General features: G+C 64.7%; 23 protein-coding genes. 5 read left to right on the forward strand and 18 right to left on the reverse strand.

Annotated elements, in window-relative coordinates; translation table 11 throughout:
- Positions 1 to 180 precede the first annotated feature (180 nt).
- Together moaB and ACUXVH_RS21420 are read left to right on the forward strand one after the other, a co-directional pair.
- The gene (moaB, locus tag ACUXVH_RS21415) at positions 181 to 720 is read left to right on the forward strand and encodes a molybdenum cofactor biosynthesis protein B (protein WP_015636514.1); all 540 of its coding nucleotides are present in this window, start codon (positions 181 to 183) and stop codon (positions 718 to 720) included.
- The gene (locus tag ACUXVH_RS21420; RefSeq protein ID WP_065365487.1) at positions 704 to 1,930 is read left to right on the forward strand and encodes a molybdopterin molybdotransferase MoeA; all 1,227 of its coding nucleotides are present in this window, start codon (positions 704 to 706) and stop codon (positions 1,928 to 1,930) included. Before moaB ends, ACUXVH_RS21420 begins: the two co-directional genes overlap by 17 nt.
- A gap of 45 nt (positions 1,931 to 1,975) precedes the next feature.
- Here the strand turns inward: ACUXVH_RS21420 and ACUXVH_RS21425 are convergent, their stop codons facing one another.
- The 13 genes from ACUXVH_RS21425 to ACUXVH_RS21485 form a co-directional block, all read right to left on the reverse strand.
- Positions 1,976 to 2,230, reverse strand: coding sequence for a hypothetical protein (locus tag ACUXVH_RS21425; protein WP_041119363.1), 255 nt, complete (start codon positions 2,228 to 2,230; stop codon positions 1,976 to 1,978).
- Positions 2,231 to 2,357: 127 nt separating this feature from the next.
- Positions 2,358 to 3,284: a glycosyltransferase gene (locus ACUXVH_RS21430; protein ID WP_065365488.1), complete on the reverse strand. Its 927-nt coding sequence runs from the start codon at positions 3,282 to 3,284 to the stop codon at positions 2,358 to 2,360.
- Positions 3,285 to 3,300: 16 nt separating this feature from the next.
- Positions 3,301 to 4,716: a lipid II flippase MurJ gene (locus tag ACUXVH_RS21435; protein WP_445495844.1), complete on the reverse strand. Its 1,416-nt coding sequence runs from the start codon at positions 4,714 to 4,716 to the stop codon at positions 3,301 to 3,303.
- 9 nt (positions 4,717 to 4,725) lie between these two features.
- Complete coding sequence (locus ACUXVH_RS21440) at positions 4,726 to 5,547, reverse strand: acyltransferase (protein ID WP_015636510.1); 822 nt, start codon at positions 5,545 to 5,547, stop codon at positions 4,726 to 4,728.
- Entirely contained in the window at positions 5,544 to 6,962 is a 1,419-nt protein-coding gene (locus tag ACUXVH_RS21445) for an O-antigen ligase family protein (protein ID WP_445495847.1), read from the reverse strand. Before ACUXVH_RS21445 ends, ACUXVH_RS21440 begins: the two co-directional genes overlap by 4 nt.
- On the reverse strand, positions 6,962 to 8,062 hold the full coding sequence (locus tag ACUXVH_RS21450; RefSeq protein ID WP_445495849.1) for a glycosyltransferase family 4 protein: 1,101 nt from the start codon (positions 8,060 to 8,062) through the stop codon (positions 6,962 to 6,964). Before ACUXVH_RS21450 ends, ACUXVH_RS21445 begins: the two co-directional genes overlap by 1 nt.
- Positions 8,053 to 9,270, reverse strand: a complete 1,218-nt coding sequence (locus ACUXVH_RS21455; RefSeq protein WP_103408132.1) for a glycosyltransferase family 4 protein — start codon at positions 9,268 to 9,270, stop codon at positions 8,053 to 8,055. The genes ACUXVH_RS21450 and ACUXVH_RS21455 overlap by 10 nt, the downstream gene beginning before the upstream one ends.
- Positions 9,271 to 9,272: 2 nt before the next feature.
- A complete protein-coding gene (locus tag ACUXVH_RS21460; protein ID WP_065365491.1) occupies positions 9,273 to 10,568 on the reverse strand; it encodes a cellulase family glycosylhydrolase in 1,296 nt (431 codons plus the stop codon).
- Positions 10,558 to 11,754: a glycosyltransferase gene (locus tag ACUXVH_RS21465; protein WP_011062487.1), complete on the reverse strand. Its 1,197-nt coding sequence runs from the start codon at positions 11,752 to 11,754 to the stop codon at positions 10,558 to 10,560. Before ACUXVH_RS21465 ends, ACUXVH_RS21460 begins: the two co-directional genes overlap by 11 nt.
- Positions 11,754 to 13,748: a lipopolysaccharide biosynthesis protein gene (locus tag ACUXVH_RS21470; protein ID WP_072442890.1), complete on the reverse strand. Its 1,995-nt coding sequence runs from the start codon at positions 13,746 to 13,748 to the stop codon at positions 11,754 to 11,756. The genes ACUXVH_RS21465 and ACUXVH_RS21470 overlap by 1 nt, the downstream gene beginning before the upstream one ends.
- A gap of 18 nt (positions 13,749 to 13,766) precedes the next feature.
- Positions 13,767 to 14,543 carry a polysaccharide biosynthesis/export family protein gene (locus tag ACUXVH_RS21475; protein WP_015636504.1) on the reverse strand — a complete coding sequence of 259 codons (777 nt, stop codon included), beginning with the start codon at positions 14,541 to 14,543 and terminating at the stop codon, positions 13,767 to 13,769.
- Between the two features lie 68 nt (positions 14,544 to 14,611).
- Positions 14,612 to 16,069, reverse strand: a complete 1,458-nt coding sequence (locus ACUXVH_RS21480) for a mannose-1-phosphate guanylyltransferase/mannose-6-phosphate isomerase (protein WP_011062484.1) — start codon at positions 16,067 to 16,069, stop codon at positions 14,612 to 14,614.
- Positions 16,070 to 17,503 carry an undecaprenyl-phosphate glucose phosphotransferase gene (locus ACUXVH_RS21485; RefSeq protein WP_011062483.1) on the reverse strand — a complete coding sequence of 478 codons (1,434 nt, stop codon included), beginning with the start codon at positions 17,501 to 17,503 and terminating at the stop codon, positions 16,070 to 16,072. It abuts the gene before it with no gap.
- Positions 17,504 to 17,942: 439 nt separating this feature from the next.
- On the opposite strand from ACUXVH_RS21485, the gene yegS reads away from it, so the two are divergent.
- On the forward strand, positions 17,943 to 18,842 hold the full coding sequence (yegS, locus tag ACUXVH_RS21490; protein WP_011062482.1) for a lipid kinase YegS: 900 nt from the start codon (positions 17,943 to 17,945) through the stop codon (positions 18,840 to 18,842).
- 1 nt (position 18,843) lies between these two features.
- Here yegS and ACUXVH_RS21495 read toward each other — a convergent pair whose 3' ends face one another.
- The 3 genes from ACUXVH_RS21495 to ACUXVH_RS21505 form a co-directional block, all read right to left on the reverse strand.
- Positions 18,844 to 19,503 carry a response regulator gene (locus ACUXVH_RS21495; RefSeq protein ID WP_011062481.1) on the reverse strand — a complete coding sequence of 220 codons (660 nt, stop codon included), beginning with the start codon at positions 19,501 to 19,503 and terminating at the stop codon, positions 18,844 to 18,846.
- Positions 19,500 to 20,393: a sensor histidine kinase gene (locus ACUXVH_RS21500; RefSeq protein ID WP_011062480.1), complete on the reverse strand. Its 894-nt coding sequence runs from the start codon at positions 20,391 to 20,393 to the stop codon at positions 19,500 to 19,502. Before ACUXVH_RS21500 ends, ACUXVH_RS21495 begins: the two co-directional genes overlap by 4 nt.
- Positions 20,394 to 20,930: 537 nt before the next feature.
- Positions 20,931 to 21,368 carry a hypothetical protein gene (locus ACUXVH_RS21505; RefSeq protein WP_015636500.1) on the reverse strand — a complete coding sequence of 146 codons (438 nt, stop codon included), beginning with the start codon at positions 21,366 to 21,368 and terminating at the stop codon, positions 20,931 to 20,933.
- A 561-nt stretch (positions 21,369 to 21,929) separates the two neighbouring features.
- On the opposite strand from ACUXVH_RS21505, the gene ACUXVH_RS21510 reads away from it, so the two are divergent.
- Together ACUXVH_RS21510 and ACUXVH_RS21515 are read left to right on the forward strand one after the other, a co-directional pair.
- Positions 21,930 to 22,865: a chemotaxis protein CheV gene (locus ACUXVH_RS21510; RefSeq protein WP_011062478.1), complete on the forward strand. Its 936-nt coding sequence runs from the start codon at positions 21,930 to 21,932 to the stop codon at positions 22,863 to 22,865.
- 82 nt (positions 22,866 to 22,947) lie between these two features.
- A complete protein-coding gene (locus tag ACUXVH_RS21515) occupies positions 22,948 to 23,751 on the forward strand; it encodes an MOSC domain-containing protein (RefSeq protein WP_011062477.1) in 804 nt (267 codons plus the stop codon).
- Positions 23,752 to 23,827: 76 nt separating this feature from the next.
- On the opposite strand, the gene ppnP is transcribed toward ACUXVH_RS21515, so the two are convergent.
- Together ppnP and ACUXVH_RS21525 are read right to left on the reverse strand one after the other, a co-directional pair.
- A complete protein-coding gene (gene ppnP / locus ACUXVH_RS21520) occupies positions 23,828 to 24,112 on the reverse strand; it encodes a pyrimidine/purine nucleoside phosphorylase (protein ID WP_011062476.1) in 285 nt (94 codons plus the stop codon).
- 74 nt (positions 24,113 to 24,186) lie between these two features.
- A complete protein-coding gene (locus ACUXVH_RS21525) occupies positions 24,187 to 24,726 on the reverse strand; it encodes an exonuclease domain-containing protein (protein ID WP_011062475.1) in 540 nt (179 codons plus the stop codon).
- Positions 24,727 to 24,736: the final 10 nt, after the last annotated feature.

Consider the following 24,736-nt stretch of genomic DNA (forward strand, 5'->3'; position numbering starts at 1 on the left):
TTCCTTGGCCAGGGACATTCTGCCACGTTGCCGGGCAGATCGCAGGCGTTCGCCGCGGCAGATTAGCCGAGTTCGCAACAGCGTCTACCCACTGGGGGCTATTGCCGAGGCCACAGCGGCGGCAGGCTGGAGCGCTGTGATATAACAACGGGCTGTTTCTCCTACCTTTGGATCGAGCCTATGAAAGCCAAGGCTGATGTACCTTTTGCGCCGCTGAACATTGCGGTACTGACTGTCAGTGATACCCGCACCCTGGAAACCGACACCTCCGGGCAGGTCTTTGTCGAGCGCCTGGGCGCCGCCGGCCATCGTCTGGCGGCACGGGTGCTGCTCAAGGACGATCTGTACAAGATCCGCGCCCAGGTCGCGACCTGGATTGCCGACGACGTGGTGCAGGTGGTGCTGATCACCGGCGGTACCGGCTTCACTGGCCGTGACAGCACCCCGGAAGCCGTGGCCTGCCTGCTGGACAAGCAGGTCGACGGCTTTGGCGAACTGTTCCGGCAGATATCGGTCGCCGATATCGGCACCTCCACTGTGCAGTCCCGGGCACTGGCAGGGCTGGCCAATGGGACCCTGGTGTGCTGCCTGCCGGGTTCCACCAATGCGGTGCGCACCGGCTGGGACGGCATCCTCGCCGAACAGCTGGATTCGCGGCACCGGCCGTGCAATTTCGTTCCTCACCTGAAACAGGCGGCACCCTGTGAATCCCGCGGGTAAGCCGGGCAAGCAGGGCGCCCTGATGCCGGTGGAAGAGGCATTGGAGCGCCTGTTGGCGATGGCCGGTTCGGCCCCCATCCTCGAGCGTGAGCGCTTGCCGTTGGCGGCGACTCAGGGCCGGGTGCTGGCCGAGGCGCTGATCTCCAGCCTGGACCTGCCGCCCTGGCCCAACAGCGCCATGGACGGTTACGCCCTGCGCCTGGAGGACTGGCGGGGGGAACCCCTGCCGGTCAGTCAGCGGATCTTTGCCGGTCAGGCGCCTGAGCCACTGCAGCCCGGGACCTGCGCGCGGATTTTCACCGGTGCGCCGGTGCCGGCCGGGGCGGACTGCGTCGAGATGCAGGAAAACGCCCAGGTCCAGGACGATCAGCGCGTGCTGTTTAGCGAACCTCTGCAACTGGGTCAGAACATTCGCCCTCAGGGCCAGGAAACTACGGTGGGCGAGCAGGTGCTCGCGGCTGGCACTCGCCTGGGGCCGATCGAGCAAGGCCTGGCTGCCTCCCTGGGCTGCGCCGAGCTTGAAGTGGTGCGCCGGGTCCGGGTGGCGGTGCTGTCCACCGGTGACGAACTGGTGGAACCTGGCCAGCCCCTTGGGCCGGGCCAGATCTACAACAGTAACCGGGTGGTGCTGTGCAGTTGGTTGCAGCGCCTGGGCTGTGAGGTGCTGGATGCGGGAATCCTCCCTGACGATCTGGCCGCGACCCGCCAGCGCCTGGCGGAACTGGGGGGGGTCGACCTGATCCTGTCCACCGGTGGTGTCTCGGTGGGGGAGGCGGACTTCCTGGGCATCGCCCTGCGCGAAGAGGGCGAGCTGGCCCTGTGGAAGCTGGCGATCAAGCCCGGCAAGCCGCTGACCTTCGGCCATTTTCGCGGTGTGCCGGTGATCGGCCTGCCCGGCAATCCGGCATCGACCCTGGTGACCTTCGCCCTGCTGGCGCGCCCCTACCTGTTGCGTCGCCAGGGCATACAGCAGGTGCAGCCCCTGAGCTTCCAGGTGCCGGCGGGTTTTGTCTGGCCCCAGCCCGGCAATCGCCGCGAATACCTGCGGGGGCGCCTGGAGAACGGGCAGGCGATTATCTACCGCAACCAGAGCTCGGGCGTGTTGCGCAGTGCGGCCTGGGCCGAAGGGCTGGTGGAGGTGCTTGAAGGGCGGACCCTGGTGCAGGGCGATCGGGTCAACTTCATTCCCCTGAGTGAAGTGCTGGATTGACCCCGGCAGCGCGGGCCCGGCTGCCACCGGCCCGCGCCGAGCGGTTTAACGCAGCAGCAACAGCAGCAACAGGCCGAAGCGGCTGTGCAAACCCCAGGTCACCAGGCCCGCCAGCAGTGCAGCGGCCAGTACCGCCCTGGCCAGGCGCTTGAGCCACGACAGGTGCCGACAATGACGCGGCAGCGGCTGCGAGGAGAGAGGCAGGTCGAGCTCCCGGGGGGAGCGGGCGGTCACCCAGGGCTGGCCCTGCAGATGCTTGAGCGGTGATCGCGCTTGTGGATAAAACTCCTTGTCTTTCATGACGGTGCACTTCCTTGTATGAGGCGTCAGTGCCTGACATGCACAGTCACTGATTGGCCCCGCAGGGTCAATTCAGGTGATTCTCTTTCTTCGGTCAGAAAATTCACTTTAGGCCTGGGGGCTCGGTTCAGGCATAGGGGCTGTCCCAATAGCGCTTGTACATGCCGAGCTTTCTTTTCAGGCCCAGGGGCAGGTAGCGCTCCTGCTGGCTGAGTTTGTAGGCGAAGAGCTTCACCGCGTTGCGCAGCAGCGACCCGGGCCACTGCCCCAGGCGTCCGGGGCCGAGGAAGCGCAGTTCGGACTGGACGTAGCGCAGGCCTTCGCCACCGGCGCCACCGAAGGCCTGGCGGATCCAGGGTTCCCGGGCATGGAATACGCCAATGTCGAAGTAGCGGCGGAACTCTTCCTTGAGGCTGTAGTTATGGGAGTGGCGGCAGCAGGCGCTGCCTTCATAGGCAACCTTCCAGCCGGCCAGCAGCATCTTCGCGCCCACATACATGTCTTCGGACAGGATCACGTGGTTGGGAAAGCCGCCGACCTGCATCAGCGCTTCGCGCCGGTAGGCGGAAAACGAGTTGGACATGAAGGCGGTCTTGATCCCCAGTACCGGCACATCGGCCAGGCTTTTCACCTGGGAAGTCGGCGGGTAGTTGAACAACCGCGCATGGCTGGCCAGGGGGCTGGCATCGAGGTGCGGCAACTGGCGACCGCATACTGCTCCCACTTGCGGGTCGGCGAAGGGCGCGACGATGCGGGCGAGACCTTCGGCATCCTCCAGGTAGGCATCCTGGGTCATGAACACATAGAGGTCGTAATCGGCGTTGCGCTCCACCATCAGTTGCCGGGTGCCGCCGTGGTTGAAGTCGCGGCTGTCGATGCGCAGCACATTGGCGCAGCGTGCCAGCGCCAGCTCGTAGGTGCCGTCGCTGGAGCTGGAGTCGACGATCAGGGTATCGAAGGGCGCGCTCTGGATTTCCAGGGAATCCAGCAGCCGCGCCAGGTCCTGGCAACCGTTGTAGGTGGGAATCACACAGGCCACGCGCAGTGTCGACATTGTCCAAGCCTCCGGTTCAGGTCAGGTTCTGGCGCCAGGGCCGCAGCCAGGCCGCGAGGATCAGCAACAGCAGCAGGCCGCAGGCGCTGCTCAGGCCCAGTTGCCACCAGATCGAGGTCAGCGGATGCAGGAACAGCGCCGCCAGGGCCATGCCACCCAGGCCGATCAGCCAATGACTGCGCCAAGGCACCAGCCCCAGCAACTGCTGGCGGCGCATCAGCAGCAGGCCGGTGAGGATCACCCCGCAGATCGCCGCCAGGGCGATGCCGATCAAACCGAGGAAATACGGCAGCGCCGCCAGCAGCAGGGCATTGAGCAGGCTGCCGGCCAGTTCGCAATTGAGCGGCATGCGGGTGTCGCCGGCGGCATAGGCGTAGCGCGCCAGCAGGGCGTTCCAGGCGCCGAACATCAGCGGTACCGAGAACCAGGCCAAGAGCTCCGGCAAGGGGCTGTCCGCCGCTTGATTGGGCAGCAGCAGGTGCACCAGCGCGGCGGCGGCGCCAATCAGCCCGACCACTGCAGGAATGGTCAGCAGGGTGGCGCTGCTCAGGCCTTTGCGCAGCAGGTCCAGGCGCTGTTCGCCGGAGCTGCCGCTCATCAGCCCGAGCAGCACCTGGTTGAGGCTCATCAGGGCGATCAGCGGCAGGTTGATCAGCTTGCGTGCCAGGTTGATCCAGGTGACCGCCCCTTCACCCAGCAATGAGGCCGCCATGCGCTCCAGCAGGGCCAGGCCCTGGCTGGCGAGGTTGCTGCTCAGCAGCGGGCCGATGCGTTGCAGCAACTCGCGCCCGGCCCCGGGCGCGGCCTGCATGCGCCAGGGCCGCCAGCCATCGTGCAGCAGGCTAGGCAACAGCACCGTTGGCATCAGCAGGCTGCCGAGCACACAGGCCGCGGCCAGCCCGGTGGGGGTGGCGGCATGGTGCAGGCTCGCCAGGTAGATCACTGGCGGCAGGTTGAACAGCAGCGAGCCCAGGCCCGCCAGGACAAAGCGGGCGCGAGCCTGCAGAGGGACGCAGAACAAGCCGTGGAGAATGAACCCCGGCGCGCACCAGGCCAGCCAGTGCAGGCCGCCGCTGGCCAGGGAATAACCGTCGCTGCCCAGGCCGGGGCCGATCAGGCGTACCCATAGCGGCGCGCCGAGGCTCAGCAGCAGCGCCAGCAGCAGCCCACACAGCAACAGGCGGGGGGCCAGGGCACTGAGCCAGGCCTGTTGCTCCCCGGCCGAGCGCTGCTGGTACAGCGGCAGCGCGGCGGCGCTCAGCAGGCCCGCAGCCAGGGCCATGCGCAGGGCCTCGGGCAGGAACATCGCCACCAGGAAACCATCGCTCTGGCCACCGGCGCCCCAGGCCGCCACCAGCAGCCATTCCCGGGCAAAGCCGGCGGCCAGCCCGGTCAGGGTGGCCAGGGTCAACCACAGCGTCGCGCCGAACATGGGCCGGGCTTAGTGGAACAAAGTGAACAGGCCTTTGCCGCCCACTTTGTAGTTGAGGTTGCGGCAGCGCTCGCCCTTGATCGCCGCGTCCGGCCCGCTGACGATGGCGTAGGGCGGTACCGGCTTGGACACCACGGTCTGCCCGCCGACCACCGCGCCTTCGCCGATCTCGGCGCCAAACGACAGCAGGGCGCGGCTGGCGATCCAGGCGTAGTCATGGATGTAGATCGGCCCGCCTACCGCCCAGAATTCCGGCTCCTTGAGGTCGTGGCCACCGGCGATGATCAGCACATGGGAGGCGATGGTCACATGGTCGCCAATGATCAGCCCGCCCCGGGCGTCCAACTGGCAGTGCCAGGCCACGGTACTGTCCTGGCCGATGCGCAGGCTGTCGACACCCAGCACCTCGGTATTGCGCCACACTGTGGAGCCCTTGCCGATCTTCGCGCCGCCAAGGCGCAGCCAGAACAGGCGCAGGGTGTGGCTGGGGATCTTGCAGATGAGGATGTTGTAGATCTGCTCCCAGACCCGAAGCATGCGGTCGCGCAGGGTCGGCCAGTTGATTCCGTACATGGGAATCAGCGCCCCCTTGAGTTCGCGGCCCAGCAGTTTGTAGAAGCGCCGGGGCAGGGGCGGCTCGATCTTCGATTCGATGTTCAGGTAGCTGATGTAGGTCAGCACGTTGCCCTTGAGCGGTTGCTCGAACACGACATCGTTCTCCAGCATCCACTGATAGGCCGCCTCCAGTTCTGCAAGGCTCACCCCCATTTTCTGCGCATAGTCAGGCAAGGCCTGTTTCAGGTTCTGCGAGTGGAAGAGGCGATGTTTCATGGCTGGATTCCTGAGGGTGGGGAGTCTGGAGTAACCCTGGGCGCCGCAGCGCCGGCCTTGAGTCGCAGGCGTCTGGCTTCATGCAGGTTCAGGCCCAGCAGCAGCCAGAACAGGGCGATCAACACCTGGGTGAAGCTGAAGTAATGGTCGAACAGGCCGCTGATCAGTGCGGCGCTGAGGCCGGCCCCGCTGCCCAGCCAGAGGGCGTTGTCCCGATTCAACTGGATGGCCACCCCGGGAACCCGGGTTTCCCGCCACCAGCTCCAGATCACCGCGACGAACAGCAGCATGCCGGGCACGCCGATCTTGTAGATGTAGTTCAGCCACAGGTTGGAAATCCCCCACAGGCCGGTGCCGGGCACGGGTGGGTCGACCTTGAAGCCGATGCCGAAGGGGAACATCGCCATGGCGGCGGGGAAGTGCGAGTACTCGTCGACCCGCACGCTGGTGCTGGCATCGTTGGAGGTGAACAGGGTCAGCAGGCGGTCCTGCAAGGGCGGATAGGACATCAGCAGCAAGGCCCCGAGAACGAAGCCACCCATCAGCATGCGTCCGGTGTAGGGCACCCGCTGGCGGGCCATCCAGATCAGCACGATCAGCAGGCTGAGCAAGGCTCCGCGAGAACCGGAGAGCAGCAGCCCGGCGGCCCCCAGCAAGGCCACCGCCAGGCCGAGTTTACGCTGCCAGCCGCTGCGGGTCAGGCCGAAACAGAAGGCCAGGGGCAGCAGCAGGGCCATGGCGCCGCCAGTGACGTTGGGGTGCATCCACGGCGAGCCCATGCGATTGGCCAGGGCGCTGAGGCTGTCGCCCAGTACCGCGATGCCGCCGTAGCCGAGCTTTTCGAGGATCGGGGTCATGGCCGTGGCGCTGCCGTTCTTCAGAAACACCGGGATCGACAGCAGCAGGAGCAGCAGGGTCCCCAGCAACAGGCCACAGACCAGTTGCTCCCGGGCCTTGGCTTGCTGCAACAGGCGTCGCACCAGAAACAGCGCCGAGAGGTTGAGCAACCAGCGGACCCAGTTCACCGGGCCATTGCCATCGGCGTTCACCGTCACCTGGCCGATGATGAAGGGCAGGGCACTGAAGGCCATCAGGGCCAGCAGCAGCTTCTCGGTACGCAGCAGCCTGGGCGGCCGGGGCAGATTGGAGAACAGCCCCTGGGCCAGGATGCTGGCCCAGACCAACAGCAGCAGGGCTTCGGAGACGGTGGTGCGCAGGCCGATCTGCACCGTCGAATAGGGCAGGAAGGTCGCCAGTACCGCGAACAGCAGCAGCCCGCGCATGGGCTGGCGGACCACGGTCACCGCCGCTGCGATGCCGACCATCAGCACCAGCACCTTGAACGCTGGCAGCAACCAGATCAGCACGCCGAAAACCAGGCCGAAGATCAGCGCCAGCGGCAGGGCGATGGGCATTACTTGAGCTCCTCGAGCAATTCATTGAAGCGCTGGCGATAGGCATCCTCGGCGTAGCCGGCCGCCCAGGCCTTGAGGGGGGCGGGGTCTTCCGGCGGGGCGCTGGCCAGTTGCACCATCAACTGGCTCAGCGCGGCGCTGTCGGTGGGCGAGAAGCGCGGGCTGCCCGCCGGGGTGATCTCGTCCAGGGCCGAGCCGCTGGCCACCGCCACCGGAGTGCCGACACTCAGGGCCTCGATCACCGGCAGGCCGAAGCCCTCGGCGTAGGAGGGCTGCCACAGGCGCTGGGCCTGGCGGTACACCCCATGCAACTGGCTGTCGCTGAGGTCGCTGAGAAAGTGCAGGCCATGCACGGCGCGCAGCTCGCTGGGCAGGTGTTCCGGTGCGCCGATCAGCACCAGTTCCGGTACATCCGGGGATTGCTGGCGTGCGGCCTGCCAGGCAGCGACGAACCAGGGAATGTTCTTGCGCGGCTCGCGGGTGCCCACCGCCAGCCAGTAGCGCTCGGGCAGTTGCAGGTCGCGGATGTCGGCGGGTTCGCCCTGGAAACCGGTAACCAGGTTGGGCAGCACCCGGACCTTGTCCCGGGCCTCGGGAAAGAGCTTCACCAGTTCGTCGGCGGTGTACTGCGAAGGTGTCCAGATGCGGTCCGCCTGCTTCACCGAGTGGCCGATGGAGAGCTTGTCGGTGAGGCCATAGACCCGCTCCTTGAGCCGCGAGCCATGGCTGTTGGTCAGGGTCAGTTGGAACAGGTCATGCAGTTGCAATACATAGCGCAGGTTCTTAGGTTTCCTGCCCAGGGGCAGGCCCATGTTGAAGTTGCAGATGTACAGCTCCACCTCGGCCTCACGCAGGGCCTCGGGCAGAAAACCGCCCTCGAAGCGCAGCCGGTTCGGCAGGCGATGCACCCCCTGCAGTGGTGCGCCCCACCTGGGGCAATGCACCCGGCGGCGCAGCGGATGGTCTTCCGGGGCGACGCCGAACAATTGCAGGCTGACCTGCGGATTGGCGCGCAGGGCGTCTTCCAGTGCCAGGTTCTGCCGGCCGATACCACTGTTGCTGTAGCCCGCGGCGGGGCGGTAATCCAGACCTATGCGCATACGGACACTTCTTCTTTGTCAGAGGGGAGTTGGTGATAGACCGCTTCCAGCTGGGCCGCCGCGGCGCTCCAGTCATGGTGGGCCAGCACGTAGTCGCGCCCGGCGGCGCCGATGCGTTGCAGGCGCTCGGGATCGGCCAGGGCCTGGGCGAGAATCTGCGCCAGGGCCCCGGGGTCTTCGCTGCCCAGGTAATGCTGGCCGTTCTCCACCTGCAGCCCGGAGCTGCCCTGGGCCGTGGTGACTACCGGCAGGCCGGCGGCCATGGCCTCCAGGACCTTGAGCTTGGAGCCGCCGCCCTGGCGCAGCGGGGCGAAGAACAGCGCCGAGCGCCGTTGCAGGTCCCGCAGGTCGGGGACAAAACCCTGCCACTCGATGCGCGGGTCGGTCCAGCGCTGGCGGAAACTGTCCGGCAGGGCGTAGCCGCAGATAGCGAAGTGCACCTCGGGGTTGATGGCCCACAGGCGCGGCAGTATCTCTTCCAGGGCCCATTGCACCGCATCCAGGTTGGGGCTGTATTCGTAGTTGCCGATAAACAGCAGGCGCTGGCTGCCAAGGTCCGGTTGCACCGCGGCGTAGTGCCCGCAGTCCACGCCGTTGACCACCACCGCGGCCGGTTTGCCACTCAGCCGGGCCAGGGTCAGGGCGTCCTGTTCGGTCACCGCGATGACCCGGGCCGCCTGCTGGAACACCCGGCGTTCCCAGCGCCGGTAGCGCCATTGGTCGTAACGGGTAAAGGGTTTCGACCAGGCCGGCAGGCGGTCGTAGCTGGCGGCACCGAGGGCCGACTCGACGTTGTGTTCGGTGAGGATGAACGGGCGCTGCAATTGCTTGAGCGGCTGTTCGAAGGGCTGGAAGCTGTAGCTGTGCTCGATCTGGATCACGTCCCAGGGTTCCTCCAACAGCTCGCGAAAACGCTGTTGCAGCGGCACGGCCAAGCCGTTGACGTCGGCCAGCATGGGGTAGGGCGCGAACAGCACCGAGAACAGGGTCTTGAGGCTGCGCAACGGCCGCCGCGGCAGCACGATCAGGCGTTCCAGCCAGGGCTCCAGGGCCGCGCGGGTGGCGTCGTCCAACGGGGTTTTCGATTGCACCAGCAAGGTGATGCGGTGCCCGCGGGCGGCCAGGGCCCGCAGCAGGTGGTATTGCCGGGTCTTGCCGCCGCTGGTGGCGGGCCAGGGCAGGTAGGGCAGGGTCCAGAGGATTTTCATGCTCACCACACCAACAGTTGCAGGCTGGTTTTCAACGGCACGCTCAGGCCCGCTTGCCCGCTCAGCTCGGTGCGGGTGCCGGTCAGCGGATCATGCAGCGTGGCCGCGTTGAGCCCGGGAACCTGCAGGCTGGCGCCGCTGGCGCTCCAGAACATCCAGACGTGGGAGCCGTCGGGCCGGGTCCAGGCGATGCTGTACAAGTCGCTCGGGGCGTTGCTCAGGCCGGGGGGATCAGCCGGGGCCAGGCTCGGCCCGGTGGTGTCGAGAAAATACTTGAGGGCGTTGTAGACCGGCTTGGGTTCGCCGGCCAGGTCCACCAGCCCGTAGGACTGGTCGCGGTTGCTGGCGCGGGCATCCAGGTCGCTGAGGTTGAACAGGAAGATCCGCTGGTAGTCCATGGCCGCCATCAGGGCCAGGCGGCGCAGGGTGTAGTCGGCCTGGCCGTTGACGCCGATCATCGCCTGCATTTCCCGGGCTCCGCTGGTGTAGCTCGACCAGCCCCACTCGGTGGCCCAGACCTGTTGCACGCCCTGGCTGTGCAGCGCGTTGTTGAGGAAGTTGCCGCGTACGAGGAAATCCTGGGCCGCGGCATCGTCGCCTTCCGGGAGCTCGGAATAGGGGTGGTAGGCGGCAATCAGGTTTTCCGTGCCCAGGCCCTGTTGCAGCAGGTCTTCGAGCATCAGCCCCGGGGTGCTGCGCATCTGGCTGTAGTAGGCCATGCCCGCGGTCGCTACAGGCTTGTCGGGAATCGCCGCGCGAATGGCGCTGGTGGTGGTCGTGAGCAACTGGTCGTAGGCGTCGGGGTCTTCCTTGGGCAGCCAGACGATGTTGGGTTCGTTCCACACCTGCCAGGTGTTCACCTGGGGATAACGCTGGGCGAGCATTTTCATGCGCTGGGCGAAGACGTTGAAGTCCTTGGGCGGGTATTGGTCGGAAGGGGGCGAGCCGCTGGGCACGTTGGCGGCGAAGGGCGCCGAACCCACCATGTAGGCCAGGACCCGGTACTGGCGGCCCTGCATGGCGTTCATCGCGGCGTCCAGGGTGTCCAGCTGCAGGTCATTCTCGCTGGGTTCGATCATGGCCCAGTGAATGGCCAGGCGGACCCAGCTCAGGCCCAGGGCATCGAGCCGGTCCATCTGCTTCTGGTAGACGCCGGGGGTGAAGTACTGGAACTGCGCGTTGACCCCGAGAAAATCCTTCCACACCACCGCTCGCGGCGCGCGCAGGGTGGTATCCGCCAGGGCGTTCCAGGACAGGCAGGCGAGCACCAGCAGGGCAATCGCCGAGCTACGTCGCATAGGCATGGGCCGGGCCTCCACAGGCATCGCTGAACACCCGGGCAAAGCGCTCGGCGGTATGGCTCCAGACCCGCCGGGAGCCGATCACCGCGGCGTGCTCGGCCCAGCGCTCCACCCGTTCCGGGCTGGCGCACAAGTGGCTGAGTTCGGCGGCCAGGGCGGCGACGTTGCCCTGGGGAAAGATCACGCCGTTGTCCTGGGCCACCTCTTCGGCGAAGGAGCGGGCGTCGGAGGTGATGGCGCCGCGGCCGCAGGCCACCGCCCAGGACAGGGCGCCGCTGGTCCCCCGCAGCGTGCCCAGGAGCTTGAGTTTGCTCGACTCGCGGTAGGGCAGGACCATCACGTGGTGGGCCTGGATCACCTTGGGAATGTCCGTGGCCGGCAGGTCCAGTTGCCAGTCGATGCTGTCCTGCAGGTTCAGGCGCTGGATGTGCTGGCGCAACTGGTCGAGGTAGCTGCCGGCGCTGCCGAAGGCCATTTCCGGTTCACTGCCCCCGGCCAGGGTCAGGCGCATGCGCTCGCGCATTGCCGGTTGCTGGGCGAAGGCCATGGCCAGTGCATCCAGCAGATCCTCGATGCCCTTGCCGCGGTAGATGAAGCCGAAATACAGCAGCCTCAACGGGCTCAGCGGCGGCAGCGGCCGGGCGGGAATGGCCAGGTTGCCGTGGGGGATCACCACCATCTGCTCCGCACGCAACCCCATGCGCTGGCGCAGGCAGGCGCCGCCGGCGTGGGTCAGGGTGATCAGCCGGGTGAGGCTGCGGGCCAGCTGCTTTTCTTCGTGCAGGCACAAGGGGTCGGTCAGTACCGTGGCGATCTGTGGCAGCGGTGAGGGCAGCCGCGTGGCCAGGGACAGCGGCCAGGGCAGGCTGGCCCGGCGCCAGACCAGGCGTTCGGGGTCGTGCACCGTGGCGCTCAGCGGCAGGCTGGGGAAACGCTCGCGCAACGCCTTGAGGGCATGAAACTCCGCCAGCCGGCCACCGCCCAGCTCGGCGTGCACCAGGTCGATCCCCTGCCAGTCACTGTGCGCCACCCGCTCGATGGCGCGTTGCGGGTCGTTGCCCAGCCCGGCCAGGGGCGTGCTGACTTTCAGCCCCAGGCCTTCCAGCGCGGCGCGCAGGTGCGCGGCGTAGTCGGCAATGCCGTTCTGCTCGGGAGGCATGGGTGCCAGCAGGGCAATGTGCATCAGTGGGGGCTCCTGATCCGCGCCAGGAAGTTCAGCACGTTCTCCGGGATGCCGAAGCGCCGGCGGTTGATGATGATGCCGTCGACCCGCTTGAAGGCGGTGGTGAGAATCGACAGGGCGTTTTGCAGCACGGGCACCGTGGTGGTTTCGGCTTCGACGATCAGGGCGATCAGGTCGGCCTCGCGCAGGCTGACGAAGGCTTCCTGGTTGGAGAAGAAGCCCGAGGCTTCCAGCAGGACGATTTCGCCGGGCACCGCGTTGGGGGCGCCATTGACCCGCACCACGTGCCCGCGCTCCTGGAGCAGGTCGCGCAGGTGCGCGGTGACGAAGCTCACGCCTTCGCCGCGGCGTGCCGAGGTCAGGCCGATCACCAGCCCCTGCAGCGCCACTTGCTTGAGGGGCAGGATGCCGTACAGGCGGTAGAGGCTGGCGGTGAAGGCGCTGTTGCGTTGCGGCAGGTGGCTGTCGAGGTCCTGCAGGCTGGTCCAGACCTTGACCCCGAAGCGCTCCTCGATCTGGTCGCCGTCATGGATGCGCTGGTCCAGCAGATAGAAGAAGTACAGCGCCAGCAGGCCCACCGCCAGGCTCAGGGGGATGGCGGCGAGCAGCATGCTCAGGCTCTTGGGAAAGACCCGGCTGGGTTTGAAGGTGGCTTCTTCGATCACCGCGATGTTGCTGATCTGGCTCTGGTCCAGCTCGCGGTCGATGCGGGCTTTCTCGGTGCTGTCGCTGTACAGCGCGAAGCTTTTCTCCGCCGCGCTCAGTTCCCGTTGCAGGCGTGCCAGTTCAGGTTCCACGGCCAGCGCCTGGCGCCGTTCCTGTTCGAGCTTGAGCAACTGGGTTTCCTGTTGGGCGGCCTGGGTCTGCAGGCGGCTGAGGCTGGCCTGCTGGTCGGCGAAGCTGTTCTGCAGGCGGGTATAGACCGGGTTCGGGGCCAGGTTTTCGCTGCGTTGCACAGTGCCGCTTTCCGATTTCAGCAAGGCTTGCAGGTTGGCGATTGCCGCATCCATGGCGCGGACCGGAGGGGCGCCTTCCTTGAAGGTACGGAGCATTTCCTGACGCTCGATCTGCTTGGCGTTGATCCGCTGCTGCAGGTCCTGGCGGTCCGGGTTGAGGCTCATCTGGCGGCCGATGCTGATTTCTTTCTTCATGCTGTTGAGCTGCTTCTGGATGGTCTCCAGGCCGCTGCGAGTGGATGCCACTGCTCGGGTGGTATTGAGGTGTTCGCCCTTGAGGTTGTTGAGGTTGCGCGAGATATCGTTCAGGCGCTCCTCGATGCTCACCGCCCCCAGTTGGTTCAGGTAGTCGGCGATCTGCTTCTTGTAGCCGAGGATGCGCTGGTTGGTGGCGCCACTTTCGGTTTCATAGAAGGCGTACAGGCTTTTGCGCCCGAGGGTTTGCGCGCGTTCCTGCTGGTACTGCTCGATCCAGCTCTTGACCACTGTCTGGGCCACTTTGGGGTCGTTCCAGGTAAAGCTCACTTCCATCACCGAGGAGCCTGCGGCGTGGGTCACGCTGAAGCTTTTCAACATGCGTTCGGTCAGGCGTTCCACCGGGGTCTGCTTCTCCACCAGGCCCACCAGTTGCAGGGCCCCGCGCAGCAGGTCGACGATGCCTTCCACCGCGCCTTTCACTGCGTTCTTGAGGGTGGCCAGGGCACCACTTGGCTGGGGCTGGCGGGACAGGTCGTCGAGGTACTTTTCCGCCACTTTGCGGGCGATGGGCTCGCCGCCGAGGATGCGCTCCTCATCGATGATCGGATCACGCTGGGCGCTGGGAATCACCACAGCCTGGCGATCGGCGATCTCGATCGGCAGGGTGCTGGTGTCGCGCCCCGGCTTGACCAGCAGCAGGGCGGTGGACTCGAAGCGATTGGGCAGCAGGAAGGCGCCCAGCAGGATGATGACGAAGGTCACCAGGACGGTGATCTTGACCTCGCGCTTGAAGATGAAGAACAACCGCAGCAGATCGCGAAAGGAACGGATATTGATCATGAGTGCTGTCCTTGGCGATCAGTTGGCCGACTGGCGATTGATTTCGTAACTCGCCCCGATGCCGATCGACTTGGTGAACGGAATCAACTGGTTGAGGTACACGTCCACCCACTCGATGCCGTTGCCGACGCTGGACTTGGGCACGAACACCACGTCGCCGCGTTGCAGCAGCACCGGGGCGGCGCCGGCGTTGCCGGCGATCATGAATTTGCGGTAGTCGAAGAAATAGGTCTTGTAGCGGCCGTCCTCGCCCTCGCGCAGCAGGGCGATATTGCGGCTGTCGCCCACGTTCAAGAGGCCCCCGGCGCCGACTATGGCCTGCTCCAGGGTGGTGGTCACGGTCACCGGCAGGGACGCCGGGTTGCGTACCGAGCCGCCGACGAACACGGTGTTGCCCGGTGCCTGGTTGATGTTCACGGTCAGTGCCGAGTCCTGGTAGATGTTCTTCAGCTTGTTTTCCAGGACCTGGGTCAGTTGCTGCGGAGTCAGCCCCGCGGCCTTGACCTGCCCGGCATAGGGGTAGGCGAAGGTGCCATCGTTGAGCACGGTGAACAGCGTCAGTTCGTAGATCGAGTTGGCGGTGAATGCCGAGATCGATGGCGCCTCACCAGTGTTGCGGACGATGCGCAGGGTGTCCCCCGGGCGAATCCGCTGGGGCGGCAACGGTTGGCCGGCCAGGGCATCACCGGCCCGATGGGCAGCCTCCAGGTCCTGGCTGGGCGGCAGCTCCACCTTTGCCGGAATGGAGCAGGCGCAGAGCATGAGAACACTGGAAATCAGCAGGAGTCTTTTCATCGAGCGGTCTTCCTGGCGTGCATAGTCACAACTCCCTGTCGGGCCAGATTGCTGCTTGGAGCGTCAGTTCAGGTCTTGGCGGCTTCGGCGGGAGCCCGCCCGTAAATGTCGTTGAAGCGCACAATGTCGTCTTCGCCGAGGTACTCACCGCTCTGTACTTCGATCATCACCAGGTCGATCACCCCGGGATTGACCAGGCGGTGAGTGCGGCCGGGCTTGATGAAGGTCGACTCATTGGTATTGAGCAGGAATTCGTCCTCGCCATTGGTGACCAGGGCCATGCCGCTGACCACGATCCAGTGTTCGCTGCGGTGGTGGTGCATCTGCAGCGACAGCGAGGCATTGGGCTTGACCATGATGCGTTTGATCTTGAAGCGCGGCCCTTCCTCGAGCACGGTGTAGGTGCCCCAGGGACGGGTCACGGTGCGGTGCAGCTTGTAGGCGTCGTGGCCCAGGCGCTTGAGTTCCTGGGCGATCAGCTTGACGTCCTGGCTGCGGTTGCCGTCGGCCACCAGCAGGGCGTCCGGAGTGTCGATGATGATCAGGTTGTTGAGCCCGACCCCGCCCACCAGGCGCTTGCGCGAGTCGATATAGCAGTTGCTGACATCGTGCAGCACGGTCTCGCCGTTGCACTGGTTGCCATGTTCGTCCGCCGGGGTCAGCTCGCGCACTGCCTGCCAGGAGCCGATGTCGCTCCAGCCCAGCTGGCAGGGCACCACGGCGACTTTCTTCGAGCGCTCCATCACCGCGTAGTCGATGGAGATGTCCGGGGCCTGGGCAAAGCTGTCGCCATCCAGCTCCACTTGCAGTTCGTGCTTGCCCTCCTTGCGGTGGCTCTGCTCCAGGCAGTGTTCGACGGCGCTGACCACCTCGGGCACGAACTCGCGCAGTTCCTGCAGGATCACGTCGGCACGCATGCAGAACATCCCGCCGTTCCACAGATGCAGGCCGCCATCGACATAACGCTGGGCGGTGGCGGCGTCGGGTTTCTCGACGAAGCGGCTGACCTGGAAGCTGTCCTTGTTCAGGCCCTGGCCTTTCTCGATATAGCCAAAGCCGGTCTCGGCATGGGTGGGCACCAGGCCGAAAGTCACCAGCCAGCCTTGCTCGGCCAATTGCCGGGCGCTGTCCACGGCGTTGGCGAAAGCCTGCACATCCTTGATCAGGTGGTCGGCGGGCAGCACCAGCAGCTGTGCATCATCGCCATACAGGCGGCTCACGTGCAGGGCGGCGGCAGCGATGGCCGGTGCGGTGTTGCGCCCGAACGGCTCAAGGATGAAGTCCAGCTCCACCCTGGCCTTGTTCAGCAGGCGATAGTCGTCGAGGGTGCGAAAGAACACCTCGCGGTTGGTCACCGTCAACAGGCGGCCGACGTCCTTGAGCGCGGTGGCGCGCACGAAGGTTTTCTGCAGCAGGCTTTCGCCGTCTGGCAGGCGCATGAAGGGCTTGGGCATCGCCTCGCGGGATACCGGCCACAGGCGGGTGCCGGCGCCGCCAGCAATGATGCAGGGAATGAGTGTGCTCATTCAGAAGGCCTCGCGGGTCATGATCACGGACGGAACAGTGCGGAAGAGGATGTACAGGTCGAACCAGACCGACCAGTTTTCAATGTATTCCAGGTCGAACTCGACACGTTTCTCGATTTTTTCCAGGGTATCGGTTTCGCCCCGATAGCCGTTGATCTGCGCCAGGCCGGTGATCCCCGGCTTGACCCGGTGGCGCGAGGTGTACTCCTTGACCGCCTCTTCGAAGAGAATGCCGGCGGCCTTGGTCGCGGTGGCATGGGGGCGCGGCCCGACCATGGACATGCTGCCGCCGAACACATTGAACAGCTGGGGTAGTTCATCGAGGCTGGTCTTGCGAATGAAGCGCCCGACCCGGGTGATGCGCGGGTCGCCCCGGGTGGTCTGCTTTTCGGCATGGGCGTCGGCCATGTGCTGGTGCATCGAGCGGAACTTGTAGACCTCGATCAGCCGGTTGTTGTAGCCGTAGCGCTTCTGCTTGAACAGCACCGGGCCGCTGGAGTCCAGCTTGATCGCCAGTGCCACCAGCAGCATCACCGGCGACAGCAGCACCAGGGCGATGCTCGACAGCACCATGTCTTCCAGGCGCTTGAAGAACGGCGACCAGCCCCGCAACGGCACTTCGGAGGCGTTGAACATCGGCAGGTTGGCGACTTCGGTGATGCGGTTGTGGGCGTGCCGGAAGGCCACCATGTCGGGCACCAGCAGCACATTCACCGGCAGCCTTCGCAGCTCGCGGATGACATAGGCCATGCGGTTTTCCGCCGACCAGGGCAGCGCCACCAGGACCTGGGTAACCTTTTCCTCGCGGATCAGCCGTTCCAGGTCGCTGGAGTTGCCCAGCAGCGGCAGGTTGCACAGGGTCTTGGGCAGGCGGCCGATGCGGTCGTCGATGAAACCGGTCACTCCGGAGCGGATGTCCTGATGCTGGGCCAGGTATTCGGCCAGGCGCTGGCCGTTTTCCGTGGCGCCGAGAATCACCGCGTTCTGCAGGAACACGCCGCGCTGCATCAACTGCTGGAACAGGGTCAGCAGCACCAGGCGCTCGATGCCGAACAGCACGAAGCTGCCGGCAAACCAGCCGAACAGCTCGGGGTTGCCGATGGTGTTGAACATCTGCATCGAGTGATGCATGAACAGCAGCACGCAAAAGGACGAGGCCCAGGCGAAGAGGGTCAGCTGGAAGCGCAGCTGGTTGCTGAAGATGGATTCGGCGTACACCCCCAGGGCCTGGAAGATCAGCACGCTGATGAGGGCGAAGAACACCAGCAGGGTCAGGTCGCTTTTCAAGGCTTCCTGGCTGTTGTTGGACAGCAGGATCAGCAACAGCCCGGGAAGGATTGCAGTCAGCCCATGAACCACACGGATGCCGAACAGGAAGTACTCGACCATGCTGGGGCGAGTCAGTAACAGGCTGTCTACAGGTTGCAACCGCATAAGATCAATTCCCTCGACCTAAGGCACACCGGTTGACTGGAGAGATCGCGAGGAAGTTCGCAATGTTTGCGACTTCCCGTCGTCTGGTCCCGGCACCGAAAAAAGCCACGTCCCTTCATCCCCAGGCGTGGTCGGCATTCAAGTGGGAAAACCGGGCCCTCTGCATATTCAGGTGGGGCCCCCGGCGCCGGTCAAGGTGATGACCTGCACTTCCTCATCTAAACGACAGGGGTCAGTAAAGCTCATGAAACAGCGACCCGCTAATTGAAAGCCGAACCGTGCCGGACGAATCCTTGCCTCCCTGCGGCTAAGCTGCCGGATTGCCGGGGGGGCCATGGCCAGACTGCTTCCGGCAAAAAAATAAATTCCGACGACAGACTTTTTCGGCGGGCGGCAGGGTCAACATCCTTCATGGAATCCATAACCGGAGTCAGGGCTGATGAGTGAGCGCAAGGCATTGTTGATACTGCACGGCAAACAGGCCCTCAACGAGGAGGTGCGCGCGGCCGTCGAGGCCCGGCGCGCCGCCGGCTGGGACTTGCAGGTGCGCCTGACCTGGGAGGCGGGGGATGCCCAGCGCCTGGTGCAGGAGGCGTTGGCTGCCGGCCATACCCGGCTGATTGCCGGCGGTGGCGACGGTACCCTGCGGGACATCGCCGAAGCCCTGGCCAATGCCGACGCCCCGGCCAGCCTGGTGCTGTTGCCGCTGGGCACGGCCAACGACTTTGCCCGGGCTGCCGGCGTGCCGCTGACCCCGGCGGCGGCCCTGGACCTGCTGGATGTGCCGGCGCGGGCGATCGACCTGGGGGAGGTCGGCGGGCAGATGTTCCTCAACATGGCCACGGGCGGCTTTGGCAGCCAGGTCACCGCCAACACCTCGGAGGATTTGAAGAAGGTCCTGGGGGGCGCGGCCTACCTGTTCACCGGTCTGTCACGTTTTGCCGAGCTGAGCGCGGCCTATGGCGAGTTGCAGGGGCCGGGTTTCCACTGGCATGGCGAACTTCTGGCCCTGGGCATCGGCAACGGCCGTCAAGCGGGCGGCGGGCACGAGTTGTGCCCGGGGGCCCTGGCCGATGATGGCTTGCTGGATATCAGCATCCTGCCGGCGCCCCAGGAACTGGTCGGCACGCTGAAGAACCTGCTGGCGGGCGGGTTGGGGATCGACAATCTGTTTGTCCGGGCACGCCTGCCCTGGGTCGAGATCAAGGCGTCCCGAGGCCTGGACATCAACCTCGACGGCGAGCCGCTGCAGGGCGATACCTTGCGTTTCACCGCCCGTCCTGGCGCGTTGCGGGTGCATCTGCCCGAGGATTCGCCGCTGCTGGGAGGCGCCCGCTGAGTCAGTCGTCGAGGCTGATGATGCGTTCGCGCACGGCGAACAGCACCAGCCCGGCAACGTCGAAGATCTGCAGGCGCTTCATGATCTGCGAGCGGTGGGTTTCCACGGTCTTGATGCTCAGGCCCAGGCCCAGGGCGATCTCCCGGGTGGATTTGCCGCGCACGATCAGCCGCAGGATTTCCAGCTGGCGGGCCGTCAGGTTGTGGTTCTGCTCCGGTGGCGGAGGTTGCTTCTGAGCCCGGGTCAGGGCCTGGTTGATCACCGTGTGGGCGATGGCCGGGCTCAGGTAGCGTTCATTGTTGCGCAGGGCCTGGAGGGCATGCTCGAGTTCTGTGGCGGTGGTGTCCTTGAGCAGGTAGCCGTGGGCGCCGCATTCCAGGGCCTGCATGATCAGGGCCGGGTCGGTGTGCATCGACAGGATCAGCACCTTGCTCTGCGGGTGGAGCGCCTTGAGCCGGCGCAGGGCGTCGAGGCCGCCGGTGTGTTTCATCGACAGGTCCAGCAGGATGATGTCCGGATGCAGCCTTTCGACCATTTCCAGCAGGAACGAGCCGTCATCCGCTTCACCGATCACCGCGTATCCGGGAATGTCCATGACCAGGGCACGCACGCCAGCCCTGATGAGCGAGTGGTCATCCACCAAGAGTAAATTACAGGTCAATGTAAAACCTTATTCGTGCTGGCCCGCTCCAGAGTGCGAGGGGCCCAGGGAAAGAGTGCTTCGATCTGTGTGCCTTGGTCGGCCTCGCTGGTGACCTTCAACAGGCCGCCCAACTGACTGATTCGTTCCTGCATTCCGGCCATGCCCCGCTGGCCCTGGGCGCCCGGGTCGCTGGCCGGGGCGAAACCCTGGCCATCATCGCTGATGAACAGCGACAGGCCTTCGGGCAGTCGTTGCAGGCGTACCAGCAGGTTTTTCGCCTGGGCGTGGCGCAGGATGTTGGTCACTGCTTCCTGGGTGATGCGAAACGCTGCGACGGCCATTTCCTCGGGAATGCCCGCCAGGCGCTGGTGGCACTCCAGGCTCCAGTGCACCGAGGTGTTTTCCAGGGTCTTGAGCAGGTGGGCGCGCAGGCTGGCTTCCAGCCCGAGGCTGGCCAGTTGCCGCGGGTTGAGGATGGCGGAGACGTCCCGCACCTTGGCCAGGGTCTCTTCCAGGGTGGTGCCCAGCACCGCGCAATGTTCTTGCAGCTCGTCCGGCAGGCGGCGCTTGAGCCAGTCGGTCTGCAGCTTGGCGGCGGTCAGCAGTTGGCCGATGTCGTCATGCAGTTCACGGCTCAGACGGTGCCGTTCGTTTTCCTTGACCTCCAGCAGGCGCTCGGCGAGTTCCTGGGGCTGGAAGCGGATGGATTTGCGCGAATAACCGTATTGCATCCAGATGCAGGCCAGCGCCGCCACGTTGATGACCAGCAACCCCAGAGGCAGAGGCCGGCCCAGCCAGTAGACCAGCACACTGGCCAGGGTCGAGCAGGAGCACAGCAACAGGCTGAGCCAGCGCAGGTGATCACGGGAGGGGGGCCAAGAGAAGAATGACTTGAGGCTGGCGTACATAGCGGATGGAGCCAATGGATGTTCGCTGCGAAGAGCCCGGTCAAGTATGGATGACGAGGCTTGTTTGGGAAACGGTGCTCTTTGAATACCCGGTTTCAATCAACGCTGTCTGTTCGTGTTGTACAGGCTGAGTAGTAACTGCCGCCATTGGAATCAATGTGCCATTAACTGTGTCCGTTTATGCGCCGCATAATACCACCGAAGATACCGTCGGTCGCGTTTATACGCTCAGTCATATAGGACTTCAGAGTCAGGAACTGGAGGGTAGCGGTACGTCGGTACCATTGGCGCCACCTGCGCCCGAACATCGCGCAAAGTGTGCTGGGGAGCGGGTTTGCCCGCATGCACAGCGCGTTGAACAGCAAGTCCCGGTGACCTTGCTAGTTGGCTTTATGGAGTGATTGATGTCGCTCTTGGGTATGAATTAATCAATAACGACCGGATGCTTGGCAGTTGGCCCGATATTTTGTCGATGTTGTGCAGTAGGGCGGTGATTGGCGAGAGTTTTATCCGCTGCCCCGCCGGATAAATACAACTTCAGTGGCTGCAAGATGGATATGTGCAGTTACAGTTTTGTCCCACTTGCTCTGTCAGTTCTTCGATCAGCATGACTTGTTCGCTGTCGTCCAGATTGAGCTGGCCGTTGCGCGGGTCGATCAGTTCCAGTTGCCAGGCCATCAGCGTCAGGCAGCTCTTCAAGGCGTCGAGGATCGGATCGTTGAGGTCCAGGGGATGGGGGGTGCGCTTGAGCACGCCATGAATATGCAGGGAGAATTCGGCCAGCGGGCTGACTGCGTGGCGGGCCGCGGCCTGGGCCAGGCTCAGCAGGCTGGCGAGCAGGCAGTTGATGGCTTCTTCATCGTTTCTGATCAGGTGCAGGTGGCTCAGGCAGTCTTCCGATCTGGCCAGCAGGGCCTGGGCTTCAAGCAGGAACTCGGGCAGCGGTGTGGCGCACTCGTGGCCGTCCTTTAGCATGCTTATCTCCATGACTGCGTGTCCGATGGCTTGATAGGGCGTTGGCTGAACGGTTTGCAAGTTGGACGCGATAGGTGCAGCTGGATTGACGTTATAGCTGAATGCTTGCCTGCGGTCGCAGCCTGCCGAGCGAGTCGAGTGGCCTCGAACCCGGTCCGTGCGCGCATGCCGGCCACAGCAAGGCGGCGCAAGCGCGCTGGGGCAGGATGAGCGAGGGTAGTGGGGCTTGAAAGGGGGCCAAGCCACCTTTCTGCGATCAAAAACAAAAGCCTGACTCCGTTCATGCAATGAGAATGGCGTCACATTAATGGCTATTGGATATCGCGAATATCAGGCTGGTCCTGATTGTTGATAGGGGATTCCCCTAGGCACGGGAACCTTGCACCGAAATAGAGGTCTGGCCGGCGCAGAGGGTGGTGCTGAATTGACCGCGCCAGTAAAGCATGATGTTAATGTGACATCAACGGCTTTGTGTGGCAATTTGCATGCGGGTCAAGATACGGCAGACCCGGCCGATATCTGTCTTTAGTGAATTCATCAGAACAAGCCCAGGAGTCATTAATGGCCGGCATTCTCGACACGGTAGATCAACGCACGCAACTGGTGGGTGAGAATCGCCTGGAAATCCTCATGTTCCGCCTGGCCGGCCGGCAACTGTTCGCGATCAACGTGTTCAAGGTCCAGGAAGTGCTGCAACTGCCGAAGCTGACGCTTATGCCTCAGCGCCATCCCTTTGTCTGTGGGGTGGTCAATCTGCGCGGGCAGACCCTGCCGGTCATCGATCTGTCCCAGGCCATCGGCATGCGCCCGCTGGTCCCGGGCCCCAACAGCACCATCATCGTTACCGAGTACAACCGCTCGGTGCAGGCGTTCCTGGTCGGTGGCGTGGACCGCATCGTCAACATGAACTGGGAAGCCATCATGCCTCCGCCCACCAGCGCCGGGCGCCAGCATTACCTGACCGCCATCAGCAAGGTCGATGACCAGTTGGTGGAAATCATCGACGTGGAAAAGGTCCTGGCGGAAATCGTGCCCTACAACGCCAAGGTTTCCCGGGACAAGCTGGAAGATCCGGTGCTGGAGCGTGCCCGTGGCCGCGAAGTGCTGCTGGTGGACGACTCCAACGTGGCCCTCTCGCAATTGCGCGACACCCTCGGCCAGCTCGGGGTCAAGATGCACATCGCCAGTGATGGCCTCAAGGCCCTGAACATGCTCAAGGCCTGGGCCGACACCGACGTGGTGATGACCGACAAGCTGCTGATGGTGTTCACCGATGCGGAAATGCCGGAAATGGACGGCTACCGCCTGACCACCGAGATCCGCAACGATCCGCGTCTGCGCGGGCTTTATGTGGTGCTGCACACCTCCTTGTCCGGCAGCTTCAACGAATCGATGGTGAAGAAGGTCGGTTGCGACAACTTCCTGTCCAAGTTCCAGCCGGACAAGCTGGTGGACGTGGTCCGCCAACGGCTGATGCTGGACGAAGCCGACGCCTGACACGGGCCCTGCGCCGACGCTCCTTTGTTTCGGCTAAATGCTGGTATAGGGTGAGCGCTTTTGCCCATACAGGGAGCTGGACATGCGTCTTAGCGCGCTTTACCGATACCCGTTGAAATCCGCCAGGGGCGAAACCCTGCAACAGATCGGCCTGGACAAGCTCGGGCTGCAAGGGGATCGCCGCTGGATGTTGGTGGATGAGGCCAGCGGGCGTTTCCTGACCCAGCGCGCCGTAGCGCGGATGAGTCAGCTGTCGGCCTTGTGGAATGACCAGGGTGGCCTGACCCTGAGCGCCCCAGGCCACTCCACCCTTGAAGTAGCGCTGCCGGGTGCGGATGCACCGTTGCGCGGCGTGACCATCTGGCAGGACACCTTGCGGGTTCCCGATGCGGGGGACGAAGCCGCGGCCTGGGTCAGCGAATTCATCGGCAAGCCCAGCCGCCTGGTGCAGGTTCCTGCGCAGCGGGCACGGAGCACCGCCGCCGGTTATGGCAGGGACGATGACCAGGTGGCCTTCGCCGATGGTTTTCCCCTGCTGCTGATTGGCCAGGCCTCCCTGGATGACCTGGTCGCTCGCGTGGGCCGGCCCCTGGAGATGCTGCGGTTCCGACCGAACCTGGTGGTCGAGGGCAGTGCGGCCTTTGCCGAGGACGACTGGAAACGCGTGCGTATCGGCGATGTCGAGTTCCGTGTGGTCAAGCCATGCTCGCGCTGCATTCTCACCACCATCGATCCGCAGACCGGCGAGCGCAGTGCCGACCGCGAACCGCTGGCCACCTTGCAGAAGTACCGGGCCCAGGCCGATGGGGCGATGTTCGGCCAGAACCTGGTCAATGATGGCAACGGTCGCTTGCAGGTAGGGATGGCGGTGACGGTCATCGAATAACCGGTGCCACCTCGAAAAATGCCCGTCTCCTGGGAGACGGGCATTTTTTATTCCTGGGTAACGCCGCGATGCTCGATCAGCCGCGGTATTCGCACAGGTAGGCGGTGTCCACCGCGACTTTGAGCTGGAACTTGCTGTTGGCCGGAACGTTGAACTGGCTACCGGCCGGGAAGGTTTCCCAGTCTGCGCTGTCTGGCAGGCGCACGGTCAGGGCGCCGGAGACCACGTGCATGATTTCCCGTTGTGCGGTGCCGAACTCGTATTCGCCCGGGGCCATGACGCCAATGGTGGCTGGGCCTTCGGCCGTGCCGAAGGCAATCGACTTGACGGTGCCGTCGAAGTACTCGTTGACTTTAAACATGGGCGATTCCTCAAGAAAGGGTCAAAAAGGGCGGCCAGTATGCACAAGGCCTTCAGGGCCGTCACCTGCCGCCGTCAAGGAAGAATCAGCGGTAATAAGCGTGCTGTATTGCGCGCATCTTCCAGGGCCCGATGCTGCTGGCCGGTGAACTGCATGCCGGCCAGTTGCAGGGCTGCATTGAGCCCCAGGGGCCGCTCCAGGCGCCGGGCCTTGGCGAAGCGCTGCTTGAGGTTCATGTGCGGCACCTCATTGAGCAGGCTGTGCAGCTGTTGGTTGTGCCATTCCAGCTGCAACTGCTTGCGGTCGTAGTCGCCCCAGCTGGCCCAGCCTTCCAGACGCGGCTGATGCTGGCCGAGCCAGCGCTCGAACAGGCCCCAGACCTCGCTCAGGGGCGCGGCGCTGTCGATATTGGCCTGGGTGATGTGGGTCAGTTCGCGGCAGAACGGCGTCAGCATGGGGCGCCGCAAGGGGCGGACGAAACGCTGGAAGTGGTCCTGTTCCCGGCCCTGACGGTTGACCAGGGTGGCGCCGATCTCAATGATTTCCATCTCGCTCACCGGCCAGCCCCCTTCATCCGTCGTGGCTTCCAGATCTATTACCAGCCAGTGGGGCATCACGAATTCC

This window comes from Pseudomonas sp. 8(2025) (assembly GCF_052665325.1).